Origin of the sequence: Aquisphaera insulae, from assembly GCF_011064615.1 — a bacterium.
GTDB classification, from domain to species: Bacteria; Planctomycetota; Planctomycetia; order Isosphaerales; family Isosphaeraceae; genus Aquisphaera; species Aquisphaera insulae.
The window spans coordinates 55,510-72,739 of record NZ_JAALJH010000048.1 but is presented as its reverse complement, the minus strand read 5'-3'; the positions used below and the strand labels follow the sequence as shown (position 1 = coordinate 72,739).

7 protein-coding genes are annotated in these 17,230 nt (G+C 71.3%); 1 reads left to right on the top strand and 6 read right to left on the bottom strand.

The genetic code is table 11. The features are described from left to right. From G6O54_RS22865 to G6O54_RS22840, 6 genes are all read right to left on the bottom strand, one after another. Window positions 1–352: type II toxin-antitoxin system VapC family toxin (locus G6O54_RS22865; RefSeq protein WP_165228413.1), on the bottom strand; the 352-nt coding region annotated here is incomplete at its 3' end. A gap of 178 nt (window positions 353–530) precedes the next feature. Further along, complete coding sequence (locus tag G6O54_RS22860; RefSeq protein WP_205678998.1) at window positions 531–1,193, bottom strand: macro domain-containing protein; 663 nt, start codon at window positions 1,191–1,193, stop codon at window positions 531–533. A gap of 50 nt (window positions 1,194–1,243) precedes the next feature. Beyond that, window positions 1,244–1,804 carry a Uma2 family endonuclease gene (locus G6O54_RS22855; protein ID WP_165228411.1) on the bottom strand — a complete coding sequence of 187 codons (561 nt, stop codon included), beginning with the start codon at window positions 1,802–1,804 and terminating at the stop codon, window positions 1,244–1,246. A gap of 96 nt (window positions 1,805–1,900) precedes the next feature. Then, a complete protein-coding gene (locus G6O54_RS22850) occupies window positions 1,901–4,378 on the bottom strand; it encodes a DUF2961 domain-containing protein (protein ID WP_165228409.1) in 2,478 nt (825 codons plus the stop codon). Window positions 4,379–4,504: 126 nt separating this feature from the next. Further along, complete coding sequence (locus G6O54_RS22845; RefSeq protein WP_165228407.1) at window positions 4,505–6,115, bottom strand: DHA2 family efflux MFS transporter permease subunit; 1,611 nt, start codon at window positions 6,113–6,115, stop codon at window positions 4,505–4,507. 64 nt (window positions 6,116–6,179) lie between these two features. Continuing rightward, a complete protein-coding gene (locus G6O54_RS22840) occupies window positions 6,180–7,766 on the bottom strand; it encodes an HlyD family secretion protein (protein WP_165228405.1) in 1,587 nt (528 codons plus the stop codon). Window positions 7,767–8,529: 763 nt separating this feature from the next. Between G6O54_RS22840 and G6O54_RS22835 the strand changes: the two genes are divergently transcribed. Then, complete coding sequence (locus G6O54_RS22835; protein ID WP_165228403.1) at window positions 8,530–17,205, top strand: glycoside hydrolase family 94 protein; 8,676 nt, start codon at window positions 8,530–8,532, stop codon at window positions 17,203–17,205. Window positions 17,206–17,230: the final 25 nt, after the last annotated feature.

Sequence of the window (17,230 nt, the reverse complement as noted above, 5' to 3'; positions counted from 1 at the left end):
TTAGCGGATAGGAGATCCCGTTGACCGCCGCCATCGCGATATGAAGGGCATCCGCGGCAGCCCGTGGCGGAAGCGGCACCGCTTGCACGAGCGTCGCCGCGAGGGCATCGGCCTCTTGCGTTTCCGCGAGGATGTAGACCCCTTCGATCGCCGCGAGCCTCTGGGCCGCGGCTTCCTGATCACCGTCGCTGCATTCGAGTATCACCAGCGACGAAACCCGAAGCTCATATTCGGAGCGCCGCGCCCACCAGTCTCGCGTCATCTGCTGCTCCCCGGCTCGCACCAGATCCCGGCTCGGCCAGGCCGTCAGGTAGCTCGGGATGGTCGTCTCGATGTAGACGGTGGGCTTCATGCCTATCAAGCGTATCGTAGTCACCGAATGGATGCAATTTCGAGGGCACGGTTACGGCATTTGACACACGTCGTGAAAGACGCGGGATCGCTCACGCCTGATGGGATTCGGATGGCCGATTCGATGGTACGACATGATAGACCTCAGGTCGCCACGTCGAAGCGCAGACGTCGCTTCATCACGTCCGCATCGCGTACGGCGCCAGCGCCGCGTGGACCACCTTGCGCCACTGGCCGTCCATGACGATATCATACGCGGTCCGCATCTGGGCCGCGGCCTCGACGGCCGGCATCGCGCCCACGCCCGTGCAGAGGCCGGGAACGGCGAGCGATCGGATAGGGCGTCGGCCGGCGGCGTTGTGGCGGAGGACGGCGACGAGGGCCGCTCGCATTGACAGGTACGCGTTCAGGCTGTCCGAAACGCGGCTCGGGACGCGCATCGTCGGCGAGGCGACGACGAACGGTAGCCGGCGGCCGGAGAGCTCCACGATCACGGCCATGCCGACGGGGAGCTCGCCGTAGAAGTGCTCCGCGATGGCGTCCATCACGGCACGCTGGGCGGCCCCGCGGTGAAGATCGTCGATCGCCTTGTCGATGCCACCGCCCATGTCGCCGAAGCTATTCGCCGGACTGACGATCGCCTCGCAATCGAGGTCCAGCAGGTCCCCCTCCACGACCTCGACTCCGGCCACGCCCACGAACTCGGTGGCGAGCGCCTGCGCGACGCCACCGTCGCGGTCGCCGAGGCTCAGCCTCAGCCCGCTTGAGTGGCCCGGATCGCCGAATGGCTTGAGCGTCTTCATGCGCAGGCGACGGAACCTCGCGAGGACCGAACGGACCATGATAACGCCCAATTTCGTGCCGCGGACGACTCGATTCGCCGCCTCACTCCTCACCCGAAAACCCGGTCCACCGCCAGCCGCCAGCCGGGGAGAACGGGCTCGGAATCGGCCTCCTGCCCGCGGCGGAAGACGAGCGGATGGCCGGGATCGTCGGAGAGGAACTTGCGGATTCGCTCGTGAATCGGATCGACGTCCCAGACGACGGCCGTTCCGGCCTCGAAGTAATCGGCGCGTTTGGCGGCCATGGCATCCTCGGCGGCGGGGCCGTAGTCGTTCTCGCTCCGGACCTCGACGGCGAGGGCCGGAGCGCCTTCGAGAAACCGCATCTGATCTGCCGGGAACGGGCCAAGGAAGTAGGAGGCATCCGGGGCGAACGACTGCCGGCCCGATGTCAGGGTCGGGACGGTGAAGCCCGTGTTGTCGGCGTAGGCCTCGCCCCGCCCGGTCGCCTCGGCGTGATCGTCCAGGCTCCGAAAAATCCTCGAGGCGACGCGACTCGGCTTGCGGCCCGTCGGCATGAGAGGGACGATCCTGCCCGCGATCAATTCCGCCTTGCCCTCGTGGCGAGCCAGATCATCGAGGGTGGCGGCGACTCGTGTTACGGATGACATCCGGCTCCTCCGCAGGTCCCGGCGAGCGGCCCCAGCCACACCTCCATGATACCGGAATCGGCCCAGCCGGACCATCGCGAAAGCCGCCCCGCTCGCTCATCGCCGGGGGTCCAGCCCCTGCCACCGATGGGTCCAGCCGCCGGGGCTCTCGACGATCAGGAAGTCCCCCTCGCGGCGGGATTTCAGGGGCTTCTCGTTCTCATCCTTGAGGAACCGTCCGGGCATCAGGCCGGCGGCGACCAGTTCGTCCAATGACGCCGGCAGGCGGTCATACGCGAGGCGATAGGCGTAGATCGCCCGGCCGATGCCGAGGCGCACGAAGTGGGCCTCGTGGTGCGTCTTGACGGGCCGCGTTGCGGGCGGGGTCAGCTTCAACAGGCGGAGCATCTCCACGGCCAGGGGCCGGCCATCCTCGGCCACGAAGGCGATCTCATGCTTGCCGGCCGGGAGGTCGACGGTGCCGAGCAGGAGGTCGAGCTCGTCCTCCTCGCGGGCGCCCAGGTCGATGGACGCCACGCGTCGCCCATCGATCTGGACCTCGTATTTGCCATAGGCGGGCCCTTGCATGCCGCTGAGGCGGGCTGCATGGCGGCCGGCCTCGGCGACCGAGAAGGGGATGGTCAGCTTCGCGCCAACTTCGCGGTTGGGCCAGGCCAGCAGCGGCCGGGCGCCGAACATGCCCTCGGTGCGGATCTCCGGCTTCGCCCCGCCGACGGCCTTGGCGTCGCGGAAGGCCCTCACGAAATGCTCGTGCCGCCAGGGGACCCGGCGCTCGTTCCAGGGGGGCAGCGAGGCGAACCGCCTCGGCTCGCCGGTCTGATACCAGAACGCCACGCTGCTGAGGAAGTCCGGCCGCTCAAGGTAGAAGCCCTGGAGGTCGTCGTCGTAGTTCCCCTTGTGCTCGATCGTCAACCTGAGGGACTTCGCGAAGCCGACCGGGTCCGGGGCATGCCAGCGATAGGCGACGCCGGAATCCCCCGCGCGGTCCCCCTGCCAGCGAGGCTGGCCGAACCACGGGCCGGTCCGCGCGCGGAAGCCCCAGGCATCGTTGAAGTAGTCCTCGCTCCCCGTGCCCTGGAGGCTCGGGACGGCCTCTCCATCGATGAAGAAGAAATCGTCCCCCTCGCCGAACCATCCGTCCTGGGCGAGCGTGACCGAGAGCACCGTCCCCACGTACTTGCCCGAGCCGACGAGGTCGGCGATCAGATAATCATGCCCGCCGACCGCGGGGTATTCCTGGCGGTACTGGGCGTGGAAGTAGGATGTCTTCGGTGGCAGGGCATCGAGCTGCGTCCAGTCCACTTGCCAGTACAACCCCGCGCCGCGATCCGGGTTGTCATTGGTGATGACGATCCGGGCGGACCTCGCGAAGGGCATCTTCCAGAAGCAGGTCAGCGCCCCGGTCGGCGAGACCTGCACCGGGATGCTCTCGACCGACGCCGACCTCCCCTGCCCGACGGCGAAGAAGTCGCCGAGGGGGGCCTCCACGCCCGGCTCCTTGCGGCCGTCCCAGTAGATCCGGAGGGAGAGCGCATTGAGCTCGTTGACCCGGCCGGCATGGCTGGTGAACCACATGTGCGTGATGACGCCGGGCCCCTCCAGCAGCGGCAGCTCGAGCGCCTGACCGGGCTGGAGCCAGGTCATGTCCATGTTCTCGCTGTCCCAGCGCGGCTGTTCGTTGCTGGAGACCCGTCGGTTGCGGCCGACCGGCGGCGCGGCGAGGCCGCCGAGGATATCACCCGGAAAGCGGTCGGCGTCCGTCCGGGCTTGCGGAGTCTTCGACTCAACCCAGACGGCGTCGTTCATGTAGTCCTTCGCATAGGCGAACGTCATCATGCCGTCGATACCGGGGCCGGCCGAGTTGCGGATCAGGAAGACGCCGCCGCCGGGCTGCTTCGCGTCGTCGCGGTAGCCGACGATCAGGATGCTATGGCCGTCGCGGACGGCATCGCGCGGGGCCGTCCGGAGGACGCCGTCGTCCCAGCGTTCCTCCTTCGGCCAGAGGAATCCGCCGGAGACCGGCCAGCCGTCGCGGAGGGTCCTCTTCACCGCGGCGAGCTGGGCGTCGTCCAGTCCCTTCTTCGGGTCCCATTCCTTGATCCAGTGGAGGCGGAGGCCCAGGTCCTTGAGGGCGCGGGCACTCTTCAAGGCGGGTTCACCGGGACGGATCTCGGGGTCGAACGTCGCCGCGTAGGGCATGTCCGTTTCGGGGCAGACGCCGTAGGCCGTCGCCCCTTTCCAGAGGTCCGAGAAGAACCCGCCGTCCTCCTTCACGCCGCTCGCCTGGTTGGACGCCCAGTTGAGGAACTCGACGCTCAGGGGGATCCCCTCGCCGCGCCGGCGGGCCGCGGCGAACTCGATGGCCCCGGTGAGGGCGAAGGCCGAGCAGGTCCCGCGGTGCCCCTGGCGACGGGTCGTGAGGTGGAACCGCTCGAACTCCGGGCGGAGGTCCACCGAGGCGGCGTCGTCGGCAGTCGCGGCCCCGGGCCCGTCCGCATGCGTCGCGAGGCCCGGGATGGCGAGGAGGAGTGGCAGCGTGATCGCCACGATCGGGCGGGTTCGGGTTCTGTCCATGGCTCTCCCTCTGAAGCGGGGCACGACCGCGGGCGCATCGCGAGGGGCGTGGCGCGGCATCGCGGCCCGTCTCCGCATTGCATCAGAACCGACGCGCGGGCTCAACACGATGGCCCGCGATCCCGGCTATTCGGCTGCGATGTGCGCGCCCTTCTCGGCCACCGACGGCTTCATCAGGAAGACCAGCGCGATGAGGGAGAAGGCGACGACTCCGAAGAGCCAGAAATCGTCGAAGAAGGCCAGGCTTTCCGCCTGCTGGGCCCGAAGCGCCTCCAGGGTCTGCACCGCCGCGAGCTGAGAGCCCGCCGGATCTCCTGTGACCTGGAGGAAGGAGGCGCGGGTCTGCTCGAGGAATTCGCGGACGTGCGGGTTGAACGGATCGAGGTAATCGCCGACGCGGGCCGAATGGAACTGGGCTCGCCGCTGCTCGAACGTCTTGGCCAGCGAGGTGCCCACGCTCCCCCCCTCGTTTCGGAGGAGCGCGAAGAGCCCCACCGCGGCCCCCCGGAGCTCCTGCGGGATCCCCTGGAAGGCGGCCACGGTCAGGGGCGCGAAGATCAGGGAGATCCCCATGAACGTGACGACCCGGGGCCAGACGGCCTGGAGCGGGCTGATCTCCAGGTTCATGACCGCCATCCAGTACGAGCCGGCCGTCATGAGCAACAACCCGGCCACGATCAGGTACCGCGCGTCCACGCCGCGGCCGAGGAGGAACCCGGCGGTCAGGAGCATGACGACCGAGCCTCCCCCCGCGGGAGAGAGCACCAGCCCGGACGCATAGGCGTCGTAGCCGAAGAGCGTTTGGAGCAGCGCGGGGAGGGTCGTCGAGGATCCATACAGGACCGCGTAGACGCAGAAGATGATCAGGCTGCAGGCGGCGAAGTTGCGGTTGGCGAGCGGCCGGAAATTCACGACCGGATCGGAGCTCCGCCACGAGTGGATGATCAGCCCGACGAGCGAGATCCCGAAGCCGATCGCCATCGCCTGCGCCCGCCAGGTGGGATCGTTGTACCAGTCCCACTCCTGCCCCTTGCTCAGGAGGATCTCCCAGCAGGAGACGCCCAGGATGAGCAGGCCGAGGCCGATGTAGTCGAGGTTGAGCGGCTGGCTCCGCAGCCTGGCGGTCGTCGCCTTCAGGTAGGGCGGGTCCTCGACCATCAACCAGGCGGCGGCGATCCCGAGGATGCCGATGGGAATATTGATGTAGAAGATCCAGCGCCAGTCGTAGAACACCGTGAGATAGCCGCCGAGCGTGGGGCCGATCACGGGGGCGATGAGGCCGGCGATCGCGAACACGGTCATCGCCGCGCCCTGCTTCGCGGGGGGGAACGAGTCGATCAGGATCGCCTGGCTGGACGGCTGGAGGCCGCCGCCGGCCAGCCCCTGGAGGATCCGGAAGAGGATCAGCTCCTCGAGGCTGGAGGCGATCCCGCAGAGGCCCGAGGCGAGGGTGAAGACGGCGATCGAGCCCAGGAAGTAATTCCGCCGCCCGAGCCTGGCGGAGAGCCAGCCGGAGATCGGCAGGATCGTCGCGTTCGCGGCGAGATAGCTGGTGATGACCCATTCGCTGTCGTTGTTGGACGCCGAGAGGCCGCCGGCGATGTACCGCAGCGCGACGTTGGCGATGGTGGTGTCCAGCACCTCCATGAAGGTGGGCACGACCACCGCCGCGGCGACGAGCCACGGGTTGCGAGCCCGAGCGTGGGAGGCCGGCGCATCCGGTGATGCCTCGTTCATCGAAGGGCGAACCTCTCGGGCGAGTTGGGTGCGGGGAATCCGTCGCGACGGTCGTTCGTCCGGCTCAGAGCGGCCGGCCGGCCTCGCCGGGTGTCGGCCGCGGAGGGGCGTTGGGTTCCCCGGGCGATCCGCGCCCGTCGGCGGAGAGGGACTCGCCGGCGGCCGGGCGCTTGGGAAGCTCCCGGATGGGCTGGAGGACATCGCCCGCGTGGGGGCCGGCCGGGGGCTCCTTGTAGTACACGTACGGGACGACCGACAGGCCCACGAAGAGCGGAGACTTCGCCGGGTCGTAGTTGGTCAGCTCGATCCTCACCGGCAGGCGCTGCACGACCTTCACGAAGTTCCCCGTCGCGTTCTGGGGCGGCAGCAGCGAGAGGGTCTGGCCGGTCCCCATGGTGAAGCCGGTGATCCGCCCCTCGAAGGACTGCCTGTGGCCGTACATGTCCACCTCGCAGTCCACCCGCTGCCCGATCCGGAGATCGGCGAGCTGCGTCTCCTTGAAGTTGGCGTCCACCCAGATCTCGGTGGTGGAGCGGACGGCCATCAGGCCCTGGCCGGGCTGGACGTTGTTCCCGGGGTTGACATTCCGCCGGGTGACCACGCCGTCGATCTCGCTGACGACGTCGCAGTAGCGCTCATCCAGCTCGGCCTTGGCCAGGTCGCGACGGGCCTGCATCAGCCTCGCCTGGGCCTGCCGGACGGCCGGGGACTGGGGGACGATCTGCTCCAGGATCCGGTCGATGTCCCCGTCCTTGTCGCGACGCACGAACTCCTCGATCGCCTCCTTCGGCGTCCGCTTCGTGGACGTGAGCGGAAGCCCGACCTGGGCGACGCTCTGCGCCAGGTCCGCCAGGGCCTGGCGAACGCCGGAGAAAGTCTGATTGATCTCGGGCGGGACGTCGGCGAGATCCCCCTTCTCCGGCTTCGGCGGCAGCCCCAGGGAGACCCTCGCCTCGGAGACCTCTTCGACCGCCTCCTGAGCCAGGGCATCGGCGATCCGCTCCGCCTCGCGACGCTGGTCGAGCTCCTCGCGAGAGATCGCGGACCGCTCGAACAGCATGCGGGCTCGGTTGAAATCGGCCCGCGCCCGGTCGCGCGTGGCCTCGCGGCTGCGCAGGGCCGCGACCCGGGCCCGCAGGAGGGCGACCTGGTTATCAACCTGCTCGATCGAGGTCTGGAGCTTCCACCTCAGGCTGCGGACCTTCCCGAGCGCCGCACGGACCTCGGCCTCGGCCGCCACCAGGCCGGTCTCCGCGTTGTGGACGGCCGCCTTCTGGATGTCGACCTGGACCTGGTAGGGCTCGCGGTCGAGCTCCACGAGCAGGTCCCCCTTCGAGACCCGCATGTTATCGTCGACGAGCACCCGCAGGACCTGCCCCTGGACGCGCGGGGCCACCATCGTCACGTGGCCGTTGATGTAGGCGTCGTCGGTGGAGACCGTGCGGAAGGCCCGCGAGATGCTCGGGGCGAGGTAGTTCGCCGCCGCGACCAGGCCCACCAGGCCCACGCCCCACATCAGGACCGGGCGGCGTGAGCCCCCGCGTGCCCCCTCGCCCTTCGCGGGTGCCGGCCGGGCCGACTCTTCCGTCGCGTTCGGCGGCCCGATGATCTCCGGGGCGGGAGTCTCTGTTCGCGGGCTCTCGGCGCTCATGGACGCCCTCTTTCCATCATGATGGTTGAAGCTGGACGCCGACCCCGATCTTCGATCGCGATCATGGGGTTGGAGCCCCGGGGAGGTTGGGCTCCGAGCGGATCCAAACGGTTGCCTTCCGGCGACGGTCCGCGGCCGTGCACTCACGTGGGATGGCCCAGTATAGCCGCGGCCGTCGGGCGACGTGAAGGGTGTTCGACCTGGGTTGGCAACCAGCCGCCGCCGCCGGCCGGGTCCTTGGCGGCGCGGGTCGGACGGCGATCGCGACGGCTGGGCCCTCATGAAGGCGACGACGAAGATGGGGCTGGTCGTCGCCGCCTCGGGCCATCGCCTCGGGTCGCGTCTCCTATCGTCTCGCGAAGTCCACTCGCGGGCCGTCGTCGTGACCGGGCGGACGAATCCGCCGGCGGCCCCGGGCGTCCCCGAACCCGGCCGACGCCGGGCCCCGTGAGCGGACGATGAAGGAGAGACCCGTTCTCAGACGAGGCGGATCGATCCTAGAATGGGCGGGAGAGATCGGGTACCCCGGCGGGATACCTACCGCGACCCAGGGCCGGGCCCCGAGTCGTGAATCAAGGCGAGGGCCGTGGCGGCGACGCCCCGCCCCCGGCACGAGCGGATCCGGGGCGGTTCGGCGGCCACTCGGGGTGCGAGGCCCCGGCGAGCTCGCCCCGGGAACCGCGGCAAGCAAGGGCCGCGACGCGATCGCCCCCCTCGGGTGGCCGACGGGGCGCGGGCCCCTCGACGGGAGTATGGCGACGGCATGAGTTCTTCTTTCTTCGAGGCCCCCGCCCCCGCGGGGGGTGGGCCGAGTGCGGCTCCGGGCGTGGACCAGGACGGCTTGCAGCTCCCCGACCTGATCGGCAAGCGGCCGATCCGCGCGGAGCTGCTCGGGATCGAGCGGCTGGAAGGCCGGGCGCGACGGCTCGCGGCGGCCTGCACGCTCAGCGGCCCCCGGCGGCGGATCAGCCCGCTCCTGAACCGGTTCGTCGACAACGGCAAGGCCCTGGAAATGGCCCGGCGGCGGATCTTCGGCGTCGCCGGCCGCCAGCAGATCCACGGGATCGACGCCGACTGGCTCGCCGACAACTTCCCGATCGTCGACGAGGTCCTCCGCGAGATCCGCCTGGACATGCCCCGCGGCTATGACGCCGTGCTCCCCAAGATCGGCGTCCCCCCCCTGGCCGGATACCCCCGCGTCTATGCCGTCGCCCTGGCGCTCGTCGCCCACACCGACAGCGAGCTCGACGAGAACCGCATCACCCGCTTCGTCCAGGCCTTCCAGGAGGTCGCACCGCTCACCATCGGCGAGCTCTGGGCGCTGCCCACCATGTGCCGCCTGGTCCTCATCGAGAACCTCCGCCGCCTCGCCGACGAGATGCTCTGGCGGTGGGACGAACGCGGCCGCGCCGACCGCTGGTCCGAGGAGATCCTCAAGACCGGGGAGCGGGGCCGGACCGCGGGACCGGAGCCGACCCCCTCGCCCGACGACGCGTTCACCCCGCCGTTCGTGGTCCGGCTCGTGCAGGTCCTCCGCGACCTCGGGCCGGCGGCCCGGCCGGCGATCGATCGGCTCGAGGCGGCGGTCGCCGACAGGCGGATCGACATCGACGCGATGATCGGCAAGGAGCACCACCGCCAGGCCGCCAACCAGATCACCGTCGGCAACTGCGTCCTCAGCCTCCGCGTCCTCTCGGCCATCGACTGGAACCTCTACTTCGAACGCTGCAGCGCCGTGCAGGAGGTCCTGAAGGACGACCCGGCGGGCGTCTATGTCCACCAGGACTTCCCCACGAGCGACCGATACCGCAAGGCCGTCGAGATGATCGCCCGCCAGAGCGACGCCGACGAGCTGGCCGTCGCGCGCAAGGCCAACGAGCTGGCCGCGTCCTACCGAGGCGACGAGCCGGCGCGGGGGCACGTCGGGTATTACCTGATCGATCGCGGCCGGGCCATGCTGGAGAGGTCCTTCGGCTACCGGCCCACGGCGGGCGAGCGGATCCTCCGCGCCGTGCTCGACCACCCTCGGCTGGTCTACTTCGGGACGATCGCCGTCCTGATGGCCCTGGCGCTGAGATGGCTGGGGTGGTCCTCCGGCACCCTGACCGGCGGGGGCCGCCTCGGGTGGTCCCGGGCGACGCTCGCGGTGCTGCTGGCCGGGCTCCTGCCGCTCTCGGACATCGTCATCGGCCTGGTGAATCACCTCCTGACGATCCTCCTGCCGCCTCGCGTCCTGCCCAAGCTCGAGTTCAAGGACGGCGTCCCGGAGGAGTTCGCCACGTTCGTCGTGATGCCGTCGATGCTCGCCCGCCCCGGCAATGCCGAGGCCCTCTGCGAGCGGCTGGAGACCCACTATCTGGCCAACCCGACGGCCCGCGTCCGGTTCGCCCTGCTGACCGACTTCGCCGACGCGCCCAACGAGGAGATGCCGAGCGACCGGGCCCTCGTCGCCGACGCCCTCGAGCGGATCGCGGCGCTGAATCGCCGATACGCGGGGGACGGCCCGGACCTCTTCTACCTCTTCCACCGCCGCCGGCTGTTCAACCCGGCCCAGGGCTGCTGGATGGGCTGGGAGCGGAAGCGCGGGAAGCTCTCGGAATTCAACCGCCTGCTCCGCGGCCACGATGACACCACGTACGACGTCCGGAGCGGGGACCTCTCCGCGCCGCCGCGGACCCGGTTCGTGATCACGCTGGACGCGGACACCCAGATGCCCCGCGACACCGTGAACCGCCTGATCGGCACGATCGCCCACCCGCTCAATCAGCCGAGGTTCGACGCCAGGGCCGGGCGGGTGGTCCGCGGCTACGGACTGCTCCAGCCGCGGGTGAGCTTCCACCTCACGGCGGCGACGCACTCGCGGTTCGCCGGGCTGCTCGCGTCCTCCGGCGGGATCGACCCGTACTCGACGGCGGCCTCGGACGCGTACATGGACCTCTTCGGCCTGGGGAGCTTCACGGGCAAGGGGATCTACGACGTGGACGCCTTCGAGGCGGCCGTCGGCGCCACCTTCCCGGAGAACCACGTCCTCAGCCACGACCTCATCGAGGGGAACTACGCGCGGTGCGGGCTGCTCAGCGACACCGAGCTGTTCGACGACTTCCCCGCCCGCTACAACGCCTACGCGCGCCGCGAGCACCGCTGGGTCCGCGGCGACTGGCAGCTCCTGCCCTGGCTGGGCGCGACGGTCCCCGTCCCCGCGCCGGGCACGGGCGTCGAGCCGGCCGCGACCGCGACCACGGCCGCCCCGCCCGTGGAGCGGCGGCGGAACGTGCTGCCGCTGGTGGAGCGCTGGAAGCTGTTCGACAACCTCCGCCGCAGCCTGGTGCCGCCGGCCGTGCTGATCATGCTGGCGGTCGGCTGGACGGTGCTGCCGGGCTCGCCGTGGCTCTACACGGCGATCGCCGCGCTCGTGCTGGGCCTGCCGCTGGTGAAGTGGGCCACGGCGGCGATCCTGGGGGCGATCCGCTCCGGCAAGCTGACGCCGCTGAGGGCGTGGAAGGAGAGCGTGCCGTCGCTGGCGGGCCAGGCGCTGCTTTCGGCGACGTTCCTGGCGGACCAATCCCGCCTGCTCTGCGACGCCATCGGCCGGACGCTCTGGCGGCTGTTCGCCTCGCGGGAGCGGCTGCTCGAGTGGGAGACCGCGGCCTCCACGGAGGCCCGCCTCGGGGCCCGGATCCGCGACTTCGCCGCGAGCATGTGGGGCTCGCCGGCCACGGCCCTGGTGATCGCCGCGGCGATCGCACTCCTGAACCACGCGGCCATCTGGGCCGCGGCTCCGTTCCTGCTGCTCTGGCTGGCCGCGCCGCTGGTCGCCTGGTGGGTGAGCCGGCCGACGCCGATCGTGGAGGATCCGCTCTCCGACGAGGCCCGCGTGGCCTTCCGGCGGATCGCGCGGAAGATCTGGAACTTCTTCGAGACGTTCGTCGGCGAGGCCGATCACTGGCTGCCGCCGGACAACTACCAGGAGGTCCCCGACGGCCGCGTGGCACACCGGACCTCGCCCACGAACCAGGGGCTGCTGCTGGTCTCCACGCTCGCGGCCCACGACCTCGGCTACCTGGGCTTCCTCCGCCTGGCCGACCGGCTGGAGAAGACGTTCGACACCCTCGAGCGGATGGAGCGGCACTGGGGCCACTTCCACAACTGGTACGACACGAAGACCCTCCAGTCGCTGCCGCCGGCGTACATCTCGACGGTGGACAGCGGCAACTTCCTGGGCTGCCTGGTGGGCCTCAGGCAGGGCCTGAAGGACAAGCTCCGCGAGCCGATCGTCGGCCCCTCCCTCAGGGCCGGCCTGGCCGACACGTTCGGGCTCGTCGGCGACGACCGCGCGGGGCTCGCGCCGGCGATCGACGCCCTGCTCCGCGAGGAGCCTTCGGACGCGGGATGGGCCTCGTGGCTGGACCGGTTCGAGCAGGAGGCATCCGCGCTGGCGGCGCGACTCGCCGCGGGCCGCGACGGGGACGACGATCCCGGCTCGCCCGCCCGCTGGGCGAACCGGCTCCTGTCCCTGGCCGCCGAGCGTCGGGCGGAGCTTGCCGCGCTCGGGGCCGCGCCCGGCGGCGACGCGAAGATCCCGGCGGCCGGCGACCTGCACGACCTCCGAGACCGCCTCCTCGGCCTGATCGGCCGCGCCGACGCCCTCGCGGCGGCGATGGACTTCCGGCCGCTCTACAAGACGGAGCGTCACCTCTACGCCATCGGCGCGAACCTCGCGCAGGGGCGGCTGGACGTCTCCTGCTACGACCTGCTCGCCTCCGAGTCGTGCCTGACGAGCTACCTGACCGTGGCCCGCGGCGACGCCCCGCGGAAGCACTGGTTCCAGCTCGGCCGGCCGTTCATCCGGGTCGCCGGCAAGACCGGGCTGCTCTCCTGGGGCGGGACGATGTTCGAGTACCTGATGCCCCGGCTCCTCCTCCGCAGCCTGCCCGGCACGCTGCTGGCCGAGGCCGTCGACGCGGCCGTGGCCCGCCAGATCGAGTACGGCCGCCAGCTCGGCCTCCCCTGGGGCGTCTCCGAGAGCGCCTTCGCCGCGCAGTACCTCGAGGGCGACTACCGCTACCAGTCCTTCGGCGTCCCCGGCCTGGGCCTCAAGCGCGGGCTCGAGGAGGATCGCGTCGTCGCCCCCTATGCCACGCTCATGGCCACGATGATCGCCCCCCGCGAGGCGCTGGCGAATCTCCGCCGGCTCACCCGCGAGGGGGCCGAGGGGCCCTACGGCTACTACGAGGCGATCGACTTCACGCCGGGGCGGCTCCACGCCGGCCAGACGTCGGCCGTCGTGAGGTCCTACATGGCCCACCACCAGGGGATGAGCCTGGTCGCGCTGACCAACGTGGTCCGCGAGGAGATCATGCCCCGTCGGTTCCACGCCGACCCGACGGTCCGGGCCGCCGACCTGCTGCTCCAGGAGCGGATCCCCGCGGAGACGCCCATCGTCGAGCCCCCCAGGGCCGCCGGCCACGCGGCCGCCGCCGAGGACCAGGAGTTCGCGGCGGGCGACGGCCCGAGCGGGGTATCGAAGGGCTCGCTCCTGAGCCGGCGGCTGACGTCCGCCGCCACGGCGAGCCCGCGGACTCACCTCCTCTCCGCCGGGCGTTATCACGTGATGATCAGCAACGCCGGCTCCGGCTACAGCCGCTGCAACGGGCTGGACGTCGTCCGCTGGAGGCCCGACGCGACGTCCGAGCGCTGGGGGCAGTTCTTCTACGTCCGCGACGCGTCCACCGGCGCGACGTGGTCGGCGGCGCACCAGCCGGTGTGCAGGCCGGCGGACGACTACGAGGTGGTCTTCTCGGCCGACAAGGCCTCCTTCCGCCGCCGCGACGGCGAGATCGAGACCCTGCTGGAGGTCACCGTCTCCCCCGAGCAGACCGCGGAGGTCCGCCGGATCACCGTGACCAATCACGGCCCCTCGCCCCGCGAGATCGAGCTGACCAGCTACATGGAGCCGGTCCTGGCGGATCCGGGCTCGGACCTGGCCCACCCGGCCTTCGCCAAGCTCTTCCTCGAGACCGAGTACGTGGCGGCGAGCGAGTCCCTGCTCTGTCGCAGGCGGCCCAGGGCCCCCGGGGAGCGTGCGCACTGGGGCGTGCACGTCATGGCGTCGGACCGCTCGGCGCCGGGCTGCGAGGTCGTCGGCCCGATCCAGCACGAGTCCGACCGCGCGCGGTTCATCGGCCGCGGGCGATCGCTGGCGGACCCCGCGGCGCTGGACGAGGGCGCGACGCTCTCCGGGACGACGGGCCCCGTGCTGGACCCGGCCTTCAGCCTCCGGCGGCGGTTCCGGATCGCGCCCGGGAACTCCGCCGTCGCCGGCTTCACCCTGGCGATGGCCGAGTCCCACGACGAGGCCCTGGCCCTGGCCGACAAGTACCACGGCCTCAGCGCCGTCGCCCGCGCCTTCGAGCTGGCGTGGGCCCAGCGCCAGGTCGAGCACGGCCACGGCAGCGCCGCGTCGGAGCAGGCGCACCTGTTCCAACGGCTGGCCGGCCATCTCCTCTTCGCCGGGACGGGCCTGCGGGGCCACGCCCTGGGCTCCGGGCCGCCCGGGGGCCCCGGCGGCGGCTACGCGACCCTCACGCATCATGGGCTCTCGATCCATCGCCCCATCCTGCTCGTCCGCGTGGCGGAGGCCGGCGAGCTCACGCTGCTGCGGCAGCTCCTGGCCGCGCACGCCTTCCTCCGCGACCGCGGCCTGGAATCCGACCTCGTCGTCATCAACGAGGAGCGGTCCGGCGAGGCGGAGGTGCTGGGCGAGCATATCGAGGTCCTGGTCAAGGAGGCCGGCGGCGGCGAGCTGATGAACGCCCCCGGCGGCGTCATGGTCCTCCGCCGCGACCACCTGACCGAACGCGAGGCCGCGACCCTGGAGGCCGCCGCCCGCGTCACGTTCGACGGGGCCCGCGGCGCGCTCGCCGGCCAGCTCGAGCGGGTCGACTGGACCCGCGCCTTGCCGGAGCACTTCGAGCCCTCCGGTCCGATCCCGGACCGGCCGCCCCAGTCGCCGCCGGAGGCCGGCCCCCTGGCCTTCGCCAACGGTTTCGGCGGCTTCTCCGAGGACGGACGCGACTACGTCATGCTCATCGAGCCCGCCGCCGCCGCCCGGCCGGCCCTGCCGCCGGCCCCCTGGGTCAACGTGATCGCCAATCCGGAGTTCGGCTTCCTCGTCTCGGAGTCCGGCGCGGGTTTCACCTGGGCGGGGAACAGCCAGACCAACCGCCTGACCCCCTGGAGCAACGACCCGGTCCTGGACCCGCCCGGCGAGGTCCTCTACGTCCGCGACGAGGAGACCGGCGAGGCCTGGTGCCCCACCCCGCTCCCCATCCCCTCGGACGCCCCGACGGTCGTCCGCCACGGGCCGGGGACGACGACCTTCCTCCGCAACGCCCACGGCATCGAGCACGAGCTCTGCCTGGCCGTGCCCCCGTCCGACCCGGTCAAGCTGATGCGGCTCCGCCTGAAGAACCCGGGCGGCCGGCCGCGGACCCTCTCGGTCACCTTCTTCGCCGAGTGGGTGCTCGGCCCCAACCGCACGTTCGCCGCGCCCCACGTCGTGACCGAGCTCGATCCCGACACCGGGGCCCTGCTCGCCCGCAACGCCTTCCGCGAGGACTACTCCGGGCGGGTGGCCTTCGCCGACGTCAATCATCGGCCGCGCGGCGTCACCGCCGACCGCGCGGAGTTCCTCGGCCGGCACGGCTCGCCCGCCGCCCCCGCCGCGCTCGGGAGGGCCAGCCTCTCCGGCCGGACCGGGCCGGCGATCGACCCGTGCGCGGCGATCCAGGCGACCGTGGAGGTCCCGCCGGGCGAATCCGTCGAGCTGACCTTCCTGCTGGGCGAGGCGGACGACGCGGAGGCCGCCCGCGTGCTGGTCCGCCGCTACTGGGATCCGGCCGAGGTCGGCCGCGCGATCTCGGCCGCGTCCGCCCGCTGGTCGGAGATCCTCGCCGCGGCGAGGGTCCGCACCCCGGACCCGGCCTTCGACCTGATGATGAACCGCTGGCTCCTCTACCAGGCCGTCGCCTGCCGGCTCTTCGCCCGGTCGGGCTTCTACCAGTCGGGCGGCGCCTTCGGGTTCCGCGACCAGCTCCAGGACGTGCTGGCCGTGCTCCACGCCGCGCCGGAGCTGGCCCGCGAGCAGATCCTGCGGGCGGCGTCGCGCCAGTTCGTCGAGGGGGACGTGCAGCACTGGTGGCATCCCCCGGCGGGCCGGGGCGTCCGCACCAGGATCTCCGACGACCTGCTCTGGCTCCCGTTCGTGACGTCGCACTACGTCCGGGCCACGGGCGACCTGGCGATCCTGGATGAGGTCGTCCCGTTCCTCTCCGCGCCGGAGTTGAAAGCGGGCCAGGCGGACCAGTACCTGGAGCCGGCCGACGCCGGCGAGCCGGGGCCGCTCTACGAGCATTGCCTCCGGGCGCTCGACCGGGGGACCAGCCTGGGACGCCACGGCCTCCCCCTGATGAGCTCCGGCGACTGGAACGACGGCATGAACCGGGTGGGGGTCGAGGGCCGCGGCGAGAGCGTCTGGCTCGCGTGGTTCCTCTCGGCTTGCCTCCGCGATTTCGCCCCGATGGCCGAGGCCCGCGGCGACTCGGCCCGCGCCGGCCGGTGTCGCGAACAGGCCGGGGCCCTCCTCGCCGCGGCGGAGGCCCACGCCTGGGACGGCTCGTGGTATCTCCGCGCCTTCACCGACGACGGCGCGCCCCTGGGCTCGGCCCTCTCGGAGGAATGCCAGATCGACTCCATCGCCCAGTCGTGGAGCGCGCTCGCGGGGGCGGATCCGGGGCGCGTCCGCACGGCGATGCAATCCGTCCTGGACCGGCTCGTCCGCGAGAATCCCGGGCTGATCCTCCTGCTCACGCCCCCGTTCGAGGACGGCCCGCTCCAGCCCGGTTACATCAAGGGCTACCTGCCGGGCATCCGCGAGAACGGGGCCCAGTACACCCACGCCGCCGCCTGGGTGGTGAAGGCCTTCGCCGAGCTTGGCGAAGGGACGCGCGCCCATCAGCTCTTCCGGCTCATCAATCCGATCGAGCACGCGAGCACGCCGGGAGGCGCCCGAACCTACACGGTCGAGCCCTACGTCATGGCCGGCGACGTCTACAGCCGGCCTCCCCACGCGGGCCGCGGCGGCTGGACCTGGTACACGGGGGCCGCCGGCTGGCTCTACACGACGGGCCTGGAATCCATCCTCGGCCTGGAGCGATCCGCCGACCGCCTGGCAATCTCCCCATGCATCCCCGCGTCCTGGGATCGTTACGAGGTTGAATACCGATCCGGGTCATCCACCTATCACATCATCGTGGAGAACCCGCGTGGTGTGGAACGGGGAGTCGTGTCCCTCACGCTCGACGGTAATTCTTGCCAGGACGGCCATGTCTTCCTGGCCGACGATGGCAAGCGGCACGAGGTCCGCGTGACGCTGGGATGATCGCCAATCACCCGGGGCGGTCCGA

Coding starts and splice junctions, on each gene's coding strand:
- G6O54_RS22860 (WP_205678998.1), bottom strand. CDS start 1,193: ATGGTCCGTTCGGTCCTCGCGAGGTTCCGTCGCCTGCGCATGAAGACG.
- G6O54_RS22855 (WP_165228411.1), bottom strand. CDS start 1,804: ATGTCATCCGTAACACGAGTCGCCGCCACCCTCGATGATCTGGCTCGC.
- G6O54_RS22850 (WP_165228409.1), bottom strand. CDS start 4,378: ATGGACAGAACCCGAACCCGCCCGATCGTGGCGATCACGCTGCCACTC.
- G6O54_RS22845 (WP_165228407.1), bottom strand. CDS start 6,115: ATGAACGAGGCATCACCGGATGCGCCGGCCTCCCACGCTCGGGCTCGC.
- G6O54_RS22840 (WP_165228405.1), bottom strand. CDS start 7,766: ATGAGCGCCGAGAGCCCGCGAACAGAGACTCCCGCCCCGGAGATCATC.
- G6O54_RS22835 (WP_165228403.1), top strand. CDS start 8,530: ATGAGTTCTTCTTTCTTCGAGGCCCCCGCCCCCGCGGGGGGTGGGCCG.